Genomic DNA, 17,618 nt, shown 5'->3' on the forward strand with positions numbered 1-17,618 from the left:
TATGAGGAAAATGAAACAGTTGGCGGCTCTGTCCATCGCGGGGGTCATGGCAGTATCAGGGTTAACCGGATGTTCCGGTTCGCCGAAAGAGACGGAAGCGCCGGCCACGGCAGCGACAACAGCGGCCACAGAGGCACAGACGGAAAAAGCGGCAGATGGCGGCTCGGCATCGTCGGAAGCGGCGTCTGCTGAGGCGGCCGGAGAACCAATTACCCTGCGTTTTTCCTGGTGGGGAAATGACGACAGACATGAGAGAACATTAAAAGTGATCGAAATGTATCAGGAGAAACATCCCAATATCACCATTGAGCCTGAATACAGAGGAAAATCCGAGCGTGAAAAGGTGGCTACGGAGTTAGGAAGCGGCACCTGTGCGGATATTGTACAGTTAAATCCGCCGTGGATGGGCGATTTTGTGGCTAATGGAGACTTTTTCGTGGATCTTGGCCAGTACGGTTTTGATATCGAAGGATTTGATAAAAACTTAATTAATGATTATTGTACGTATAACGGGACTTTAATCACCCTTCCCAGCGGCTTAAACGCCAGAACCTATCTGATGAACAAGACAAAACTGGATGAAATGGGAATTCCCTGTGATATGGACACCAAATGGACCTGGGACGATGTGATCACCATTGGCAAAACTGTTCATGAGAAAAACGCGGACATGTATTTCTTGAATGCGGATAAAGTGGATCTTGTGGAATTTGTGATGCGTCCTTATATCATACAGAAAACAGGAAAATTCCTGATCGATGACAGCTATGAATTAGGCTTTGCAAAGGAAGACCTGAAAGAAGCGCTGGAGTACATTTCAAAATTATACACAGAAGGAGTGGTTCTTCCTGCATCGGAAGGAAATACCTTCCTGAATGCGGTTTGGACCAACCCGGACTGGATTAACGGCAACCTGACATCTGAATTGTCCTGGACTTCCCTGATGGCCGGAGCCATTTCCGATTCCCAGGATACTTATGTAACGACAACGCTCCCGGTAAGAGCCGATGCGGTGGACACCTCCATTGTGGTAAAACCATCTCAGTTGTATGCGGTAGTTAAGACCAGCGAACATCCGGCGGAAGCAGCCGATTTCCTCAACTTCCTGTTAACCGATGAAGAAGCGGGCAAAGTGCTGGGCGACAGCCGCGGAGTTCCTCCTTATAAGGCAGTGCAGGATGTATGCATGAGTGAAGGCATACTGGATGAGAAGATCATCATCGCTACACAGTTTGCCCAGGAAAATGCGGGATTATATGAGAACACGGCTTCTACCAACGCGGAGATCACCGCTGTGCTGCAGGATGCGGTGGAAACAGTTTCTTATGATGCGTCCAAGGTGGATCAGGCTGTGGATCAGGCGATGGTTTTGATTGAGGATATTTTATCTACGCTGAAATAAACTGGCTTTTTAAATTTTATCAGAAGTAACGCCGGGAAGAAGCCGCCGCTTTGCGGCCTGCCCTGGGTCTGGCCGTCTGCACCAAACCCAGGGCAGGCCGCAAAGTAGCGGCTTCTTCCCGGCTGGGGGATGGCTGGGCTGGGAGGGATATGGTATAATGGCGGTGGGACATTTTTATGTGAGTGACGTGGGGGTTAACAGTAAAGCGTGAAGGCATTTTTGAAAATGCCTTCACGCCTGAGGTAACACGTCTGAGGTAACACGCCTGAGGTTAATCGTGGTTGAGGTAAAAGGAGGCAGGATTGGACTATGAAGTATGTATGGTATAAAAAAGGTGCGGAGCTGTTAAAGGAATTTGAAATGACCCAGGTGCCGGAACACATGGCAGCATACTGGTATATCGGCCAGATGGGAATGGTGGTGAAGGGGGCTGGGCTCACTCTTTGTTTTGATCCGGTATTGAATGATCTTCGCCGTCCGGACGGCACGAGCCGCAGGAATTATGAGGCTCCGTTTGGAGGAAGCGAGTGGAAAGGGCCGGATTATGTGATCTGTTCCCATGATCATGCGGATCACATTAATTTGGAGACGCTTTTGCCGCTTCATCAGGCAAATCCATCTTTGCGTTTTATTGTTCCGGCTCCGGCGGTGAGGACGTTGACTGACGGGGGGATCGTCCAGGAAGCTGTGGTGGGAGCGAAAGCGGGGGAGGAAATTGTGCTGGGAAATGGCGCGGTTCTCTATCCGGTGGCAGCAGCTCACGAAACTTATGAAACAGATGAACATGGGAACCAGAAGAGCCTGGGATATGTGCTGAATTTAGATGGAATCAGCGTGTACCATGCCGGGGATACCATGGTTACTGGACAGCTGATTGAGGATTTGAAACGGTTTTCTCCCCTTGATTTGGCCTGTATTCCGATTAACGGAGTGGATACGGAACGCCATGAACGCGGGATTATAGGAAATATGGACTGCCGGGACGGGGCTTATTTTGTATGGAAGATCGGAGCGGATCTGACGGTGCCCATGCATTATGATATGGTTATGGGAAATTTGGAAGATCCCCTGATCTTTGCCCGCTATATGCAGGAAATGTATCCGGGGAAAAAGTACCGGATTATGCAGTTGGGGGAGAGAGGGTATCTGGCTAAGCAGCAGAAGGAAAGCTGCGGAAGGGAACCCGCCGGAGAAAGAAAATTTGGGCATCAGGTTGTTTCCCGGATGTTATGATATAAATTGACGGGAATAGGCGCTTCCGGGAAAATGCATGAAGCAAATGCCGGATTGCGGAAAGAAATTGTGGAATGTTTTTTCTGACAGGGAAAAACGATGAGTGGATTTCTTGTTTTTTATTGGAGTAATAAGGGCATACGGTTGTAAATGAAAAAGAAAATTTCGGAATGAAACGAATATGAAAACTGTAGAAACGGATAATGTTTCAGAAAATGAAATATTATCCGTTTTGCATAGAAAAACAATGTGAGTTTGGCGAAAACGCCGATTGTATTTCCGGGCCGTCCAACCTATAATCAGGTCATGAGATGGAGCTTGGGGCTGATAAACGATCAGTTCCGGGCCTCATGATAGAAACCAAACAACCAGTTATTCGAACGATTGAAAGGAAGAGGTATTAAGATGAAAGTTGGATTTATCGGTTTAGGAATCATGGGAAAACCTATGAGCAAGAATTTAATCAAAGCAGGATACGAATTAGTAGTTTGTGATTTCAATAAAGATGCAGTTGCAGATGTTGTTGCATGTGGCGCAGCCGCAGCAGAGAATGGTAAATCAGTAGCAGAACAGTGTGACGTAGTTATCACAATGGTTCCAAACTCCCCACACGTAAGAGCAGCCGTTTTAGGTGAGAACGGTGTGGCTGACGGCGCAAAACCTGGCACAGTTGTTATCGATATGAGCTCTATCGACCCAACCGAAAGCAAAGCAATCGGCGCTGAATTAGCTAAAAAAGGCATCGAGATGATGGACGCTCCTGTATCCGGCGGAGAGCCAAAGGCAATCGACGGAACCTTATCTGTAATGGTAGGCGGAAAGAAAGAATTATTTGATAAATACTATGATTTATTAATGGTTATGGCTGGCTCCGTAGTATATGTTGGCGAATTAGGTTCAGGAAACGTTGCTAAGTTAGCAAACCAGATCGTAGTTGCTGTTAATATCGCTGCTGTATCTGAAGCTTTGACATTTGCTAAAAAAGCAGGCACAGATCCTGAATTAGTATATCAGGCAATCAGAGGCGGTTTAGCTGGTTCCACAGTTATGGATGCAAAGGCTCCTATGATGCTGAGCAGAAACTTCAAACCTGGATTCCGTATCGAACTTCATATCAAAGACCTTAACAACGCATTAAATGCAGCTCATGCAATCAGCTCCCCAGTGCCGTTAACAGGACAGTTAATGGAAATTATGCAGGGATTAAAGGCTGACGGCTACGAGAAAGAAGATCATTCCAGCATCGTTAAATATTACGAGAAAATCGCTAATACAACCGTTGAGTCATAATTGATTTAAATGCCGCTTACGCGGCGGAATGAGAGGAAAAGGGGAAAGAGAAAACCGCTCTTTCCCCCAAGAGTTTGAGCATCCGCCCAAACTCCTCTCCATATTTAAATGCCGCTTACGCGGCGGAATGAGAGGAAAAGGGGAAAGAAAAAACCGTTCTTTCCCCCTAAGAGTTTGAGCATCCGCCCAAACTCCTCTCCATATTTAAATGCCGCTTACGCGGCGGAATGAGAGGAAGATATGAATACAGATTTCATAAAGGGTGTTGTCGTTCCCATTCTTACTCCAATTGATGAGAACGAAATGATCGATGAAGTGAAGTTAAGAGAACAGGTAGACTATGTAATTGAGGGCGGAGTTCTTGGAATTCTGGCATTTGGAAGCAATGGCGAGTTTTACGTGATTGAAGACGATGAGATGGAACGCGGGTTGAAAATCATGGTAGACCAGGCAGCAGGAAGAGTTCCTGTTTATTTTGGAATCGGCGCGATCAGCACGAAAAAATGCTGCCGTCTGGCTAAAATGGCTGTTGCCAACGGTGCAGCCGGTATTTCCGTACTGCAGCCGATGTTCTTGAAACCAACGGAGAAAGAACTGTATGAGCATTTTAAAACGATTGCTGAAGCGGTTCCGGAAACTCCTATGCTGTTATACAACAATCCCGGTAGAGTTAACTACACCTTATCAGGTAATTTAGTTGAACGTCTGGCACACGAAGTTCCTAACATCGTTGGAATGAAAGACACCAGCGGGGATATTACACAGACCTCTGAGTTTATCCGCAGGACAAGAGACGTGGGATTCAAAGTATTTGGCGGTAAAGATACCCTGTTATATGCTTCTATGTGCCATGGCGCAGTAGGCGGCGTGTGTACGGCTGCCAACTTCATGCCTGAACTGATCACAGATGTATATAACAAATATGTTGCAGGCGATCTGGAGGGATCTCTGGAAGCTCAGTTTAAACTGAATCCTGTAAGACTTTCCATGGATCCGGCAAGCTTCCCTGTTGCCGCAAAAGATATGGCTAATTTGAGGGGGAGAAATATCGGAGTTCCTTACAGACCGAATCTGGCAACTCCGGAAGGACCTGTGCTTGAGAATATCAAAACAGCCATGAAGAACGCAGGATTGATCTGATTTATAAAATTAAATTGAAATACATAACAGACCGGTGACCATGATTTTGCAGTTGCCGGTCTATTGTTTTAAAAAAAAGAATGTGAAATTTATGACTTTCCTGGAATTGGGGAGGGATGTAGGCTATAATATCGTCAAAACCAGATCGTGAGGTACAGCAGTTCATTTACGTGTTGAACAAATCAGCGGGCTGGAATATAATTTATATGTAACAGTTTAAACGACGTGAAATTATACCGTCTGATATGTTACATTTATGCAAGACATAAGAAAATCGGAGGGCTCAAGGTATGAAATTTTTATTTGCATCAGATTCATTTAAGGGTACGCTGTCTTCAGAAAAAATTATTGATCTGCTGACGCAGTCCGCAGAAAAGGTGTTTCCTGGCTGTGAAACATTTGGCGTTCCCATTGCAGACGGCGGAGAGGGAACCGTTGACGCGGTTATCTCTGTTACAAAGGGCAGCATGGTTACTGTGGATGTGAAAGGGCCGTTATGGGAGGATGCAAAGGCTTCTTACGGCGTATTTAACGGGGATTCCGCTATTATTGAGATGGCGGCGGCATCCGGGCTTCCCATGGTTCCAACAGAAAAGAGAAATCCTCTGAATACCACTACATATGGAACCGGCGAACTGATCAAAGACGCACTCGATAAAGGCTACCGCAAGCTGTCCATCGCGATCGGCGGCAGCGCTACCAACGACGGCGGAATGGGCGCTATGAGGGCGCTGGGCGTGCGTTTTCTGGATGAAAAAGGCAATGAACTTTCAGGAATCGGGGCGGATCTTGGAAAGGTGGCGGATATCGATATCAGCGGCATCCATCCGGCTGTGGCCGAATCCACATTTACTGTTATGTGCGATGTTAACAATCCGCTGACAGGCCCGGACGGAGCGACTTATACATTTGGAAAACAAAAAGGCGGCACGCCTGAAATCCTGGATCAGATGGAAGGATATATGAAACAGTATGCCAAGGTGATTGAGGACAAGCTGGGCATGGATGTGGATAAGATTCCCGGCGCAGGCGCGGCCGGTGGATTAGGCGCGGCTCTCTGCGTATTTTTACATGCCACATTGAAATCAGGAATTGAAACGGTGCTGGATCTGATCGATTTTGATAATCTGCTAAATGGTGTGGATGTGGTTGTTACGGGGGAAGGCCGCATTGACTGGCAGTCCGCATTCGGCAAGGTTCCAAGCGGCGTGGGAATGCGCTGTAAGGCCAAAGGGGTTCCGGCTGTGGCGTTGGTCGGCGGCATGGGCGACGGAGCTGAGAAGATCTTTGAACACGGGGTGGACAGCATTATTCCTACGATCAACGGGGCGATGGATATTGAAGAAGCGTTAAAACGGGCGGAAGAATTGTATTCAGGAGCGGCAGACAGGATGTTCCGCATGCTGAAGGTAGGTATGAGTATAAAGGATTAAGCTGATTCTCAGAGCGGGTTTGAAAATTGCTATCTTCAAATACACTCTGGCAGGACGGAGGAAGTATGAAGGGGAAAAGATGGAGAGCGGCGCTGCTCGGCCTGGTTTTTTCTGCCGGTATGTGCGGAGCTGTGTATGGAATGTCGGAAGAATTGGAACGGGGGCAGACTGTGGAGGTGGAAGAGCTGGATTTATCCATAACATTTCCGGAGGACTGGGTCTGCTTTAACAGCGGGATGGCTGAGGACGATCCTATATTCAGCACTTATGGCCTGGATGGAAGCACCATGCTTGAGCAGTGGGAAACCGGAGGGATATACATTGACGCGCTGGACTTCTCTATGGAATGTACAGTAGTACATAATCAGAAGGGCGGAATTACCCATTTAACCCAGTATACCGATGAAGAAATTCAAAGTATCATGGAGGATCTGAGCTCATCGGACATGATGGAGATTCTGGATTCCGCAGAGGGAGAACAGAGAGAACTGGTGGAGCAGGTGGAAGAGATTTCCATTGACTACCAGGAGATTGTCCATAAGGAACAGGCAGCCTATATGGTGGGGGACAGCAGGATGTCGGTGGGAGGCAGAATTCTTCAGGGACGGCAGTATTATACGGTCGTAAACGGCAATTATATTGCGTTTAATTTTAATTCCCTGACGGAGGAACCTTTGACGGAAGAACAGAAGCTGCTGGCGGCGTCCATTATGAACACAGTGGAATTCGGCCATTTGGATCCGGTAAAAATGGAGGGACTCCGCCTGGACTGGGAGAAAATTGGCAGGGAAGTCTTGATCGGCGCTCTGATCGGCGGGGCGGCAGGTGTCTGCCTGTGGTTTGCCGGTAAAAAGAAAAGGGCGAAAAAGGGAGAATAATGGCGAGCGCTTAGGCCGCATGCGGAAGAGTGGAATGAGGCAGCAGGCGGCATGGCACTGTGAAAAGGGGCGGACATTCGTTGGAATGGTCTGCCCCTTTTGGTAACTGCCACGGCCTCCCTCCGGCGAATCCAGACAGCCGGCCGCGCCGCCCAAAGGGAAGCTGCCTTCCGCCTTTTGAACTCATCGTTTTGTCCAGGACAATTCAGAGGCTGGAAGAGGATATAAATGATGGGGCCGATGACATTTATTGAGAAGGCTTAAAGGCAATCTTTCGTTTGTTATATGAGCGGCTTGAGGGTTAGAGCGTGTTTCAAAAGCCAGGTATTGTTAAATATGTATAAGAAACCACCTGAAAAAATGTGAAAACCGCTCAAAAAGTGAATCCGACCCAATATGTGATTGACAAAGTGTTATAACAGTTATACAATGTAACCAGATCAAGAAAAAAGGAGAGATGAAGATGGCAGAAGAAAATTTCCAGACCGCATCAGACGTGGCTTACCGCATTATCTCTCAGAAGATTTTAGACGGGGAATTTCCGCCGGGGATGAAGTTGTCCAGGCGCAAGATGGCGGAAGCCACCGGCGTCAGCGTCATACCGGTTATTGAAGCGCTGAAGCGCCTTGAAGAAGACCGTCTGGTAGAATCCAAGCCACAGTGGGGATCTTTCGTCACCATCCCTACATTGGAGAAGATTAAACAGAGCTATCAGTTGAGGGAGGCCATTGAATGCCAGTCGGCACGGATTTTGTCCCAGTCCATGACGCCGGAACAGAAGGTTGTGCTGATGGAGATCGCCACGGAGCTGGACACGGTCCCTTATAAAGAGGACACGGCCATTGACAGCCGCAATTCCCATGTGCTGTTTCACACCAAGCTGACCGATTTCACCAATAACCATTTGCTGGTGGATACCTTGAGAAAGATCAATTTATTCTGGGTTTTATGCAAGGCCATCGGGACCAATGCGCCGAAAACCGCGTATCCAAGATACTGGCACCGCTATCTGGTGGACGAGATCGCCAAAGGGGATCCGGACACAGCGGAACGGGCCATGAGACAGCATGTCAATGATTCTTTAGTCACAATTATTGCCGCAGAGGAACAGAAATAATGCCAAGTTCCGAAACGGCAATAAAAAATGCTTACTAGTGTTATAACAGTTATTAAATAAATAACATAAATAATAGTTATAAATAAAAAGCTTTATTTAACAAAGAAACTATATAAAACAACCAATTATTAAAAAGCGGAGGGAAACAAAATGAGGAAAAGTGTAAAAAGAATGGCAAGTTTTATGGCGGCAGCATGTTTGACGGCAGCGATGGCAGCAGGATGCGGAAATTCCGGCGGGGCTTCATCCGCCAGCCAGGCGGCATCCGGCAAAGAGGCATCCAGCGGGGCGTCATCCGGTGAGACAAAGAAGGAAGAATCCGGCGGAACAAAGTACATATCCATTGCCACTTCCAGTTCAGGCGGCGCCTTCTCCATCATAGGAACCGCCATGTCCGACATCATCAATAAGAATGTGCCGGGAATCTCGGCCAACATTGAAATTACAGGAGGATCTTCCGAAAATATCCTGCTGGCAGCCAATGGAAATGTGGAATTAGCCATGACGGCATCCGACGTGCTGGCCCTGGCTTTGGACGGAAAAGGAAGTTTTGAAGGAAAACAGGTGGCAAAAGAAGAGATTTTAGGAGTTATGGGCGGCCATCTGACAACCCTGCAGGTTTACACCTTAAAAGACGGAGATATTAAGAGCTATGCGGATCTGAAAGGCAAGAAGATCGCCGTGGGACCGGCAGGCAGTGTGGCCGGAGACGCGATGAAGACGGTTATGGACGCATACGGATATGAGATCAATAAGGACTGGACGCCGGAATACCTGGCCCATGGAGACGGGGCAGAAGCGCTGACCGACGGCAATGTGGATGCGGTTTGTATCATGAGCACCCTTCCAGCCTCACCGGTAGCCACTGCGGCGGCATCCAAAGAACTGACCCTTTTGGATCTGGATCAGGAGCAGTTTGACAAGATCATGGCAGAATGCCCTTACTACATTCCCGCCAAAATTGAGGCAAATGTATATAGCGGACAGGATAAACCGGTGGAAAATACATTCGGCAGCGTGAGCGTGATGGTAGCCAATAAGGACGTTCCGGAAGAAGAAGTTTATCAGATGGCAAAAGCGTTATTTGAAAACAACGATGTGCTGGTAGCGGCATATCCCCAGTGTAATGAATGGTCCGTGGAAAATGCCACAAGAGGTCTGGACGGTCTTTTAGATATGCATCCCGGAGCAGTTAAATATTTGAAAGAAGTGGGCGCTATAAAATAGAGCCGCGGCAAGTCTTTGACAGCCCGGAACTGAGAAAGTAAAAGGAGAAAAGATTATGGGAAATGAAGCCGGAAAAGAAGATATCAAGGTGAAAATCCAAAAAGCGGCGATCCTTGTTATCGGACTCACGTTAGCATTATTTCATATTTATACATCATTTTTCGGGGCATTGCCTTCTTATCAGCACAGGATTATCCATCTTGTGATGAGCATGATGCTGGTTCCCCTGTGCTATGACCTGTTTAAATGTAAAAGCAATACGGGAAAGATGATTTACCAGGTTATTTTCATCGGAATCCTGGCGGCAATTGGAATCTATTCCTATTCCATTGCCAATGATATGTGGAAACAGAGCGGTACCATGTCGAACATCGACATGGTGCTGGGAACTCTTTTGATCCTCATGCTTTTGTATTTCACCTGGAGAGTGGTGGGGGCGGCCATGCCGATTATCGCGATACTCTGTATTCTGTACGCCCTTTTAGGACCGAAACTTCCTCAGGGAATTGCCCACAGGGGGTATAACTGGAGCCGTATTACGGAACTGCTGTTTAAAGGCACCAACGGTATTTTCGGAACGCCGCTGGGAGTTTCGTCCATCTACGTTTCCGTATTCGTAATTTTTGCCGGGGTGCTGGAAGCGTCGGGAGCGGGGGATGTGTTCATCCGCCTGACCCAGTCCCTTTTAGGCGGTTTCAGAGGCGGCCCGGCTAAAGTGGCTGTTGTAGCCAGCAGTTTGTTCGGAACTATCTCCGGCAGCGCGGTGGCAAATGTGGTGGGCACGGGATCATTTACCATTCCGCTGATGAAAAAAAGCGGTTTTAAACCGGAGTTTGCCGGAGCTGTGGAGACGGCGGCTTCCAGCGGCGGACAGCTTATGCCCCCGGTTATGGGAGCAGCGGCTTTCATCATGGCCGATTACATCGGTTCTTACCAGCAGGTGCTGGTGGCGGCAATCATACCGGCGATTTTGTTTTACATAGCATTGTTTATGATGATTGATTTGGAGGCGTTAAAGAATAACCTGCGGGGACAGTCTAAGGAAGAACTTCCTAATTTCAAAGAGGAACTGAAAAACGGCTGGTTCCTTCTGCTCCCGCTGGTGCTGCTGGTGTTCCTTTTGGTAGGCGTCCGCTATTCTGCGCAGAAATCGGCATTTTTCTCCATCATTTTCCTGGTGCTGATCATGCTGTTGTATCCGGGAAAGAGAAGGAAATTCTGGGATGTGGTGAAGCTGATCGCAGGTTCTTCCAAGGGCATGGTGAGCGTGGCCCTGACCACAGGTACTGCGGGCATCATCGTAGGAATTCTGATGCTGACGGGAATCGGCTACAAGCTTTCTTCACTGCTGATCGCCTTGTCCGGTGGCCATGTATTCCTGCTCCTCTTCTTAACTATGCTCACATCGGTGATTCTGGGAATGGGAATGCCCACATCGGCGGCCTATGTGCTTTTAGCAACCCTGATCGTTCCGGCGCTGGAGGAACTGGGGGTTATGAAGATCGCGGCTCATTTCTTCGTATTCTATTTCGGAATTATGGCAAATGTAACTCCTCCGGTTGCGGTGGCGGCCTATACGGCGGCGGGAATCGCAAAGGCGGATTCCATGAAGACGGGTCTGGTGGCTTGGAGGCTCAGCCTGGCAGGATTTTTGATGCCGTTTATGTTCTGCATTAACCCGGCGCTGATCGGGCAGGGGACGATGGTTGAGATTATTCTGGCCATCGCTACGGCGCTGATCGGTTCTTACGGGCTGGCCACAGCGGTTCAGAGATACTTTAAGGGTAATTTAAACTGGTTTCAGACGATTGTCGTGCTGGCCGGAAGTATTTTCATGATGGTTCCGGGTACAATGACCGACGCAATCGGTATCATATGCATTGGCTTTGTATATTCCGTGCAGATTGGAAAAGAGAAAAAGGCGAAGGCATCCGTGACAACCCAGATGCTGTAAAATATATAGGACAGGTGAAAGAATATGGCTTATAAAGTGTTAATTCCCCAGGATATCGCTAAAGAGGGAAAAGAATTCCTTCTGGAGCGGGGGTATGAGATCAAAATGGGAACAGGGGCCGCAGAGGAGGATCTGATCCGCGATGTGGCGGACTGTGACGCCATCCTTTTGAGGACGGCTCCGGTGACGGAGGCGGTGTTAAGGGCCGGTAAAAATCTTAAAATCGTTGCCAGACATGGGGCAGGATACAACAATGTGGATCTGGATGCGGCCGACCAGCTGGGCATCTGGGTGACCAATGCCCCGGATTCCACCACGAATTCCGTGGCGGAGTTCACATTGGGAGCGATTCTGGCAGCGGCTAAGAGGACATTTTTGCTCAATAAGGCGTTGAAAGAGGACAATTTCTTCTATAAAAATAACCATAAGGGCGTGGATTTAATCGGAAAGACCCTGGCAGTCATCGGGTTTGGACGGATCGGCAGGGCGCTGGCTAAGAAAGCTTATCTGGGGCTTGAAATGAATATCATCGCCTATGATCCATATGCGAAGCAGGAGAGCGTTCCTGACTATGTGAAGCTGGTGGACTGGGAAACGGCATTTAAAACTGCTGATTTCGTCACACTGCACATGCCGCTCACAAAAGATAACCGGGGATTTATCGGGGCAAAAGAATTCGCCATGATGAAACCCAGCGCATACTTTATCAACTGTGCCCGCGGCGAAGTGGTGAATGAGCCTGAAATGATCCGGGCCATGGAGGAAAAACAGATTGCAGGGGTATTTACCGACGTGTTTAACCAGGAACCCCCTTCCATGGATAACCCATTATTGTCCTTTGAAGATGTCAGCGTGACCCCTCATATGGCATCCAATACGGAGGAGTGCATGATGTTGATGGCAACTCAGGCGGCTTCTCAAATCGACCTTGTTTTATCAGGCCAGCAGCCTGCCTGGCCGGTTAATAAGCCGGTATTTATCAAACAGGCTGCCTGCTGATGAAATAAATTACTTTTCCCCGGCGGAGCGTGTCCCTAATGCATGTTTCAAACATGCCCTTATGCATGCTCCGCCCTTTCTCTGTACGCATCCAGCCCATTAAAGCCGCCTGCGGCGAGGGGCTGGATGCCTGCAAACGCTGTGTTTTTGTACGGTCCGCGCAGTAAATGCGCAGACCTGTCCGAACGGTTATCTTTCCCTTTACTATAAGTGAATAGGAGAAAACATATGATTGACTTCACCAATCTGTTAAATCTGCAGTGTATGCTGTTTTTGTTCATGGGTTTGGGATTTGTTGTGACGAAACTCAAGATTCTGACGCCGGAAGGCAGGAAGAGCTTGACGGATCTGATTATCAATGTGATACTGCCCTGTAATATTATCATTTCATTCTATGTGGAAATGTCTTTTGAACTGCTGGTCTCCACGGGGAAGATTTTCGTGCTGGCTTTCGTGATCCAGATGATGCAGTTAGGGCTCAGCAAAGTGCTGTATCCCCATATAAAGGGGAAGCGGAAGAAAGTGATGGAGTACGGAACCATCTGTTCCAATGCGGGATATCTGGGAAATCCGGTGGTAGAAGGGATTTACGGTCCGGAGGGGCTTTTGTACGCTTCGGTTTACCTGATACCGGCCCGGCTTTTTCTGTGGTCTGCCGGACTGGCCTGCTTCACATCGGCGGATAAAAAGACGGTGATCAGGAATCTGGCGTCCCATCCCTGCATCATTGCGGTGGAAGTGGGATTTTTGCTGATGCTGTCACAGTTCACCCTGCCGGTCATTGTGGAGAAATCCCTTAGGAATGTGGGCGGGTGCACAACGGTGCTTTCCATGATAACGATAGGGGCGGTGGTCGCAGAATCGGATTTAAAAACCGTGTTCAGCAGGGACAATGCCTACTACTGCTTTGTGCGCTTGTTTCTGGTTCCCGGCCTGGTGCTGGCGGGAGGGCTGCTGCTTCATGTGGACGCCCTGATATTAGGGATTTCGGTGGTGTTGGCCGGAATGCCGGCGGGAGCGACCACCACGCTTTTGGCGGCTAAATACGATGGAGATGCGGATTTTGCATCGAAATGTACGGTGCTCAGCACATTGCTTTCCATGGTGACCATCCCGGCATTGTGTATCCTGATCCAGAAGCTGGTATAAGCTGAAATAAAATTACCGCTGCCCTTTGCGGGAACAGCAGCGTGGTATTAATAATTCTGATTGCGTCATTATTATAATGAATTGGTAAAATTCCGTACTCTTTATTATAATAAGAAAGAGAAAACCGTTACATATCGTAGTTATTCTGTGAATTGTCGTGAATCAGCTTTAAAATAGTCTGTTCTGCGGAATGAAGGATCATCTGGTTCCGGTAGATAATAGCCTGATAACGGCGGGCATTGGAGGACAGAGGCAGATAGATAACCGGCAGTTCGTGGTTAATGCATGATTGGGGGACAAATCCCATTCCCATTCCATTTGCCACCAGTTTTACGGTTAATGGCATACTGTTGATCTCACATACGGTATCAGCGGTGAAGTGGTATTTGGAACAGATTTCGTCAGAGATTTCCCTGAGGGCGGTTCTCTTCTGGGACAGGATCAGACCGCAGCCGGTGAGGTTACAAAGGGCTTCTTCCCCCGACATATCAGGGGATATCTGGCTGGATTCGGCATAGGAGGCCGGTACTGCCAGATATACGGCTTCTTCTTTCAGGATTTCCAGATGATTCAGCGGATCGCTGAACTCATGGGTGGAGATCAGGGCGAAATCCAGCAGGCCTTCATTGAGCTGGGGGATCAGTTTTTCAGTAGAGCCTTCGGAGATATCCAGAAGGATTCCGGGCATTAAGGTGCGGAACCGGGGCAGCACATCGGATAAGAGGTTCATCCCCCATTGGGAGGAAACACCCAGGGCGATGTGTCTGTTTTTTGAAACTTCCGCGATCCTGGAATAGAGGTTTTCTTTGATTCCGATCACTTTTTTGGCGGCGTCCACGTATTCCCTGCCCGCATCGGTGAGCACAAGCTCATTCCTGCGGCGGATAAAGAGGGGGACATCCAGTTCATTCTCCAGTTTGGCCAGGTATTGGCTCAGGTTGGACTGGGAGATAAATAGATTTTTAGCGGCACGTGTGATATTTTTTTCTTTGGCGATCTCTATAATGTATTCCAATTGCTGGACATTCATGGCGTCTCCTGTCATACGGTGCGTATTTGATGATAAAGGCTATTCAATGATTATACTAAAATATAATTGGATAGGCAATTACTTTTCCTCTGGCGGAGTGTGTACCCCCTGGTCTGATTAATCCTTTAACCGGACATTTGAACACGCTCCGCCCTTTCTCTGCGGAATTTTAAAAGCCGGAACTTTAAAATGGAAAAAACGATTTACTTATAATTTTTAAATGTATATAATAATAAATTGTGATGCAGACGGCTTTTCTCCTTGACCGTAAAGGCAGGTCAAGAAGTATGGGATGACTGTTACATTAAATTAGCGTGCAAAAGACAGGTTGGAGGAATTGTTTTATGGATATGGGAAGTTTGCTGAATCTGCAGGGAAAGATGTTTTTGCTTGTGGCTATAGGGGTAGTGCTCAGAAAGCGGGGAACTCTGCCGGAACAAGGGAAGAATATCCTGACAGACCTGGTTTTAGGAGTGGTGCTCCCATGTAATATTATAAACTCATTCAGGATGGAGTTCAGCCTGGATATCTTGAAACGGTTTATGGTGATCATATTGGTGGCCTGCGGGATTCAGGTGGTGTGCATGATTATGGCAAACACCCTTTACAACGGATATCACGGCAAGATGAAAAAGGTGCTTCAATATGCCACCGTCGTATCCAATGCCGGGTTCATGGGCAACCCCATTGCGGAAGGCGTGTTTGGGGCGGAAGGGCTGATGTTCGCATCGGTGTACCTGATCCCTCAGAGAATTGTGATGTGGTCTGCGGGGCTTTCTTATTTTACGGAGAGCAGCAGTAAAAAGGCGCTGATAAAAAAGGTGGCAACCCATCCGTGCATTGTGGCGGTCTATCTGGGGCTGATCCTTTTGATCACACAGCTTCCCCTGCCTGAATTCTTAGGCAGCACGATCAGATCCGTGGGAAACTGTACCACGCCCCTTTCCATGATCCTGATCGGAACCATATTGGCCGAGGTGGATGTGAAGAGCATATTGAGCAAGACGGTGCTGGCCTATACGGGAATCCGCCTTGTGATCATACCGCTGATCACGTTTATCGGATGCAGGCTGTTTCATGTGGACGGGCTGATTACAGGGGTATCCGTCCTGTTAGCCGGAATGCCTGCGGGCAGCAGCACCGCGATTCTGGCGGCCAAATATGACGGGGACTATAAATTTGCAACGAAATGCGTGGTGGTGTCCACTGTCTTGTCATTGATTACGATCCCGCTCTGGTGTCTGGTATTGTAAAACATGTTCAATTTGTGTATTCATCATGACAGGAATAATAGTTTTGTACCAGTTCAATTAAAGTGCGTTCGGCGTCTGACAGCGCATAGTGGTTAGGATATGCGGCGGCGAGATACCAGTGTGGAGACGTTGATAAGGGGAAATAATAATTCCCCGTGTTGGAAGTCCGGAATCCGGCCGGGACAAAAGCGGTTCCCATGCCGCTTTCTATTACGTTCAGAAGCGTGAGGGTGTTGCTGATTTCATATATGCTGCTGGAATCCAAAGGATAGGACTTGAGGATAGAATCCTCCACCTGCCTTTTAACCGTGTTTTTGGGTGACAGAACTATTTGGGCGTCCTTCAGCGGGAGAAGATCTTCCGGCGTGAGGGGATGTCCGGCGGATAAAAATGTTTCGGCCAGGGGATTCTTCTTGGAAATGGTAAGATAAAATTCCTCCTGTTTAACGGTCACATACTGCAGGGCTGATGACTTAGGAACCATGGACGCTATAATGGCAATGTTGAGTTCTGAGTTCAGAAGCTTTTCGATCAGATCGGCTGTTTTGGCCTCTGTGATTGCCAGTTCGATTTTTGGATGGATTTTCTTAAATTCCGGAAATACGGAAGAAAACATGGCGCTTCCGGCAACGGTCATAAAACCGATGGAAATGCATCCCGCATTTCCTGCAATAATTTCATTAAACTGCTGATAGAGATCCTCTTTTAAGAGGATTATTTTTTTTGCTGTTTTGATGTACAGGGAACCGGCGTAAGTCGGTTTTAATTCTGTCCGATTTCTCTGAAACAACTGCAGGCCGATCTCATTTTCTAAATTGGATAAGAAAAGGCTGAGGGTAGGCTGGGAAATGTATAATTTCTGCGCGGCCTTTGAAATCGTCTTGTATTCGGCAATCGCCAGCACATATTCCAGGTATCTTGTATCCATGAATTCCTCCTGATGTTATGAAAGATTAAAAAGTGTCTGTAATTTATATAGTTTTTAACTATATTGTACATTGTTTATGGGTATTTGTAAGGGATTGTTATCTATAATATACTATATTTACAGAGAGAATCAATACTTTTTGTGTCGAGTGAGGCATTTTGGAACAGGGCCCGGTTTCATGCTCCGCTTTTGAAATTATGATTACTAACAATAGGAGGAGACATTTATGGTAAAGCGAAGTGAAGAAATCAAGACAGAAGAGCTGGAGGGTTTTAAGGGAGGAAAAGGGAAGGTATATCTGACTAAATTTATTACGGCAGAGGATATTGATGGTAAAGGCCGGTTTTGGGCATACTGCAGGCTGCCCAAGGGGTGTTCGCTGGGATATCACAAACATACCGGCGAATTTGAGACCTACTATTTTTTAAAAGGCACAGGCAGGGCCAGCGACAATGGAAATGAGGTCATTGTAACCACTGGCGATACGCTGGTATGCAGGGACGGATGCTCCCATTTGCTGGAAAACATTGGAAGTTGTGATCTGGAATATATTGCCGTAATATTGAACTCATAAAGGAGGAAAAA

Annotated in this window: 15 protein-coding genes; 13 read left to right on the forward strand and 2 right to left on the reverse strand. The window is 47.7% G+C overall.

What is annotated here, in order from left to right; genetic code table 11:
- Position 1: 1 nt before the first annotated feature.
- The 11 genes from GPL15_RS16200 (at position 2) to GPL15_RS16250 (ending at position 13,822) form a co-directional block, all read left to right on the forward strand.
- The gene (locus GPL15_RS16200; protein WP_215699730.1) at positions 2–1,402 is read left to right on the forward strand and encodes an ABC transporter substrate-binding protein; all 1,401 of its coding nucleotides are present in this window, start codon (positions 2–4) and stop codon (positions 1,400–1,402) included.
- 309 nt (positions 1,403–1,711) lie between these two features.
- Positions 1,712–2,635 carry an MBL fold metallo-hydrolase gene (locus GPL15_RS16205; RefSeq protein ID WP_215699731.1) on the forward strand — a complete coding sequence of 308 codons (924 nt, stop codon included), beginning with the start codon at positions 1,712–1,714 and terminating at the stop codon, positions 2,633–2,635.
- 405 nt (positions 2,636–3,040) lie between these two features.
- Positions 3,041–3,925, forward strand: coding sequence for a 2-hydroxy-3-oxopropionate reductase (gene garR / locus GPL15_RS16210; protein WP_215699732.1), 885 nt, complete (start codon positions 3,041–3,043; stop codon positions 3,923–3,925).
- Between the two features lie 240 nt (positions 3,926–4,165).
- On the forward strand, positions 4,166–5,065 hold the full coding sequence (locus GPL15_RS16215; protein WP_215699733.1) for a dihydrodipicolinate synthase family protein: 900 nt from the start codon (positions 4,166–4,168) through the stop codon (positions 5,063–5,065).
- Between the two features lie 290 nt (positions 5,066–5,355).
- On the forward strand, positions 5,356–6,498 hold the full coding sequence (locus GPL15_RS16220; protein WP_215699734.1) for a glycerate kinase: 1,143 nt from the start codon (positions 5,356–5,358) through the stop codon (positions 6,496–6,498).
- Between the two features lie 65 nt (positions 6,499–6,563).
- Positions 6,564–7,376 (forward strand): hypothetical protein, encoded by an 813-nt coding sequence (locus GPL15_RS16225; protein ID WP_215699735.1) that lies wholly within the window; start codon positions 6,564–6,566, stop codon positions 7,374–7,376.
- Between the two features lie 463 nt (positions 7,377–7,839).
- Positions 7,840–8,493 carry a GntR family transcriptional regulator gene (locus GPL15_RS16230; protein WP_215699736.1) on the forward strand — a complete coding sequence of 218 codons (654 nt, stop codon included), beginning with the start codon at positions 7,840–7,842 and terminating at the stop codon, positions 8,491–8,493.
- A 150-nt stretch (positions 8,494–8,643) separates the two neighbouring features.
- Positions 8,644–9,720, forward strand: a complete 1,077-nt coding sequence (locus tag GPL15_RS16235) for a TAXI family TRAP transporter solute-binding subunit (protein ID WP_215699737.1) — start codon at positions 8,644–8,646, stop codon at positions 9,718–9,720.
- A 55-nt stretch (positions 9,721–9,775) separates the two neighbouring features.
- The gene (locus tag GPL15_RS16240; RefSeq protein ID WP_215699738.1) at positions 9,776–11,674 is read left to right on the forward strand and encodes a TRAP transporter permease; all 1,899 of its coding nucleotides are present in this window, start codon (positions 9,776–9,778) and stop codon (positions 11,672–11,674) included.
- 24 nt (positions 11,675–11,698) lie between these two features.
- A complete protein-coding gene (locus tag GPL15_RS16245; protein ID WP_215699739.1) occupies positions 11,699–12,673 on the forward strand; it encodes a hydroxyacid dehydrogenase in 975 nt (324 codons plus the stop codon).
- A gap of 228 nt (positions 12,674–12,901) precedes the next feature.
- Positions 12,902–13,822 (forward strand): AEC family transporter, encoded by a 921-nt coding sequence (locus GPL15_RS16250; protein ID WP_215699740.1) that lies wholly within the window; start codon positions 12,902–12,904, stop codon positions 13,820–13,822.
- Positions 13,823–13,949: 127 nt separating this feature from the next.
- Here the strand turns inward: GPL15_RS16250 and GPL15_RS16255 are convergent, their stop codons facing one another.
- Positions 13,950–14,852, reverse strand: a complete 903-nt coding sequence (locus tag GPL15_RS16255) for a LysR family transcriptional regulator (protein WP_215699741.1) — start codon at positions 14,850–14,852, stop codon at positions 13,950–13,952.
- Between the two features lie 344 nt (positions 14,853–15,196).
- Between GPL15_RS16255 and GPL15_RS16260 the strand changes: the two genes are divergently transcribed.
- Positions 15,197–16,105 (forward strand): AEC family transporter, encoded by a 909-nt coding sequence (locus tag GPL15_RS16260; RefSeq protein ID WP_215699742.1) that lies wholly within the window; start codon positions 15,197–15,199, stop codon positions 16,103–16,105.
- A gap of 7 nt (positions 16,106–16,112) precedes the next feature.
- Here the strand turns inward: GPL15_RS16260 and GPL15_RS16265 are convergent, their stop codons facing one another.
- Positions 16,113–17,033: a LysR family transcriptional regulator gene (locus GPL15_RS16265; RefSeq protein WP_215699743.1), complete on the reverse strand. Its 921-nt coding sequence runs from the start codon at positions 17,031–17,033 to the stop codon at positions 16,113–16,115.
- A 226-nt stretch (positions 17,034–17,259) separates the two neighbouring features.
- Here GPL15_RS16265 and GPL15_RS16270 point away from each other — a divergent pair, with 226 nt between their 5' ends.
- Positions 17,260–17,607 carry a cupin domain-containing protein gene (locus GPL15_RS16270; protein WP_215699744.1) on the forward strand — a complete coding sequence of 116 codons (348 nt, stop codon included), beginning with the start codon at positions 17,260–17,262 and terminating at the stop codon, positions 17,605–17,607.
- Positions 17,608–17,618 lie beyond the last annotated feature (11 nt).

This window comes from Clostridium sp. MCC353, assembly GCF_018785315.1.
Lineage (GTDB): Bacteria > Bacillota > Clostridia > Lachnospirales > Lachnospiraceae > CHH4-2.

Bases quoted from the DNA above. Each gene is read 5' to 3' on its own strand.
- GPL15_RS16230 (WP_215699736.1), top strand. From the start codon at position 7,840: ATGGCAGAAGAAAATTTCCAGACCGCATCAGACGTGGCTTACCGCATT.
- GPL15_RS16265 (WP_215699743.1), bottom strand. From the start codon at position 17,033: ATGGATACAAGATACCTGGAATATGTGCTGGCGATTGCCGAATACAAG.
- GPL15_RS16220 (WP_215699734.1), top strand. From the start codon at position 5,356: ATGAAATTTTTATTTGCATCAGATTCATTTAAGGGTACGCTGTCTTCA.
- GPL15_RS16245 (WP_215699739.1), top strand. From the start codon at position 11,699: ATGGCTTATAAAGTGTTAATTCCCCAGGATATCGCTAAAGAGGGAAAA.
- GPL15_RS16255 (WP_215699741.1), bottom strand. From the start codon at position 14,852: ATGAATGTCCAGCAATTGGAATACATTATAGAGATCGCCAAAGAAAAA.
- GPL15_RS16240 (WP_215699738.1), top strand. From the start codon at position 9,776: ATGGGAAATGAAGCCGGAAAAGAAGATATCAAGGTGAAAATCCAAAAA.
- GPL15_RS16260 (WP_215699742.1), top strand. From the start codon at position 15,197: ATGGATATGGGAAGTTTGCTGAATCTGCAGGGAAAGATGTTTTTGCTT.
- GPL15_RS16215 (WP_215699733.1), top strand. From the start codon at position 4,166: ATGAATACAGATTTCATAAAGGGTGTTGTCGTTCCCATTCTTACTCCA.
- GPL15_RS16235 (WP_215699737.1), top strand. From the start codon at position 8,644: ATGAGGAAAAGTGTAAAAAGAATGGCAAGTTTTATGGCGGCAGCATGT.
- GPL15_RS16270 (WP_215699744.1), top strand. From the start codon at position 17,260: ATGGTAAAGCGAAGTGAAGAAATCAAGACAGAAGAGCTGGAGGGTTTT.
- GPL15_RS16205 (WP_215699731.1), top strand. From the start codon at position 1,712: ATGAAGTATGTATGGTATAAAAAAGGTGCGGAGCTGTTAAAGGAATTT.
- GPL15_RS16200 (WP_215699730.1), top strand. From the start codon at position 2: ATGAGGAAAATGAAACAGTTGGCGGCTCTGTCCATCGCGGGGGTCATG.
- GPL15_RS16225 (WP_215699735.1), top strand. From the start codon at position 6,564: ATGAAGGGGAAAAGATGGAGAGCGGCGCTGCTCGGCCTGGTTTTTTCT.
- GPL15_RS16250 (WP_215699740.1), top strand. From the start codon at position 12,902: ATGATTGACTTCACCAATCTGTTAAATCTGCAGTGTATGCTGTTTTTG.
- garR (WP_215699732.1), top strand. From the start codon at position 3,041: ATGAAAGTTGGATTTATCGGTTTAGGAATCATGGGAAAACCTATGAGC.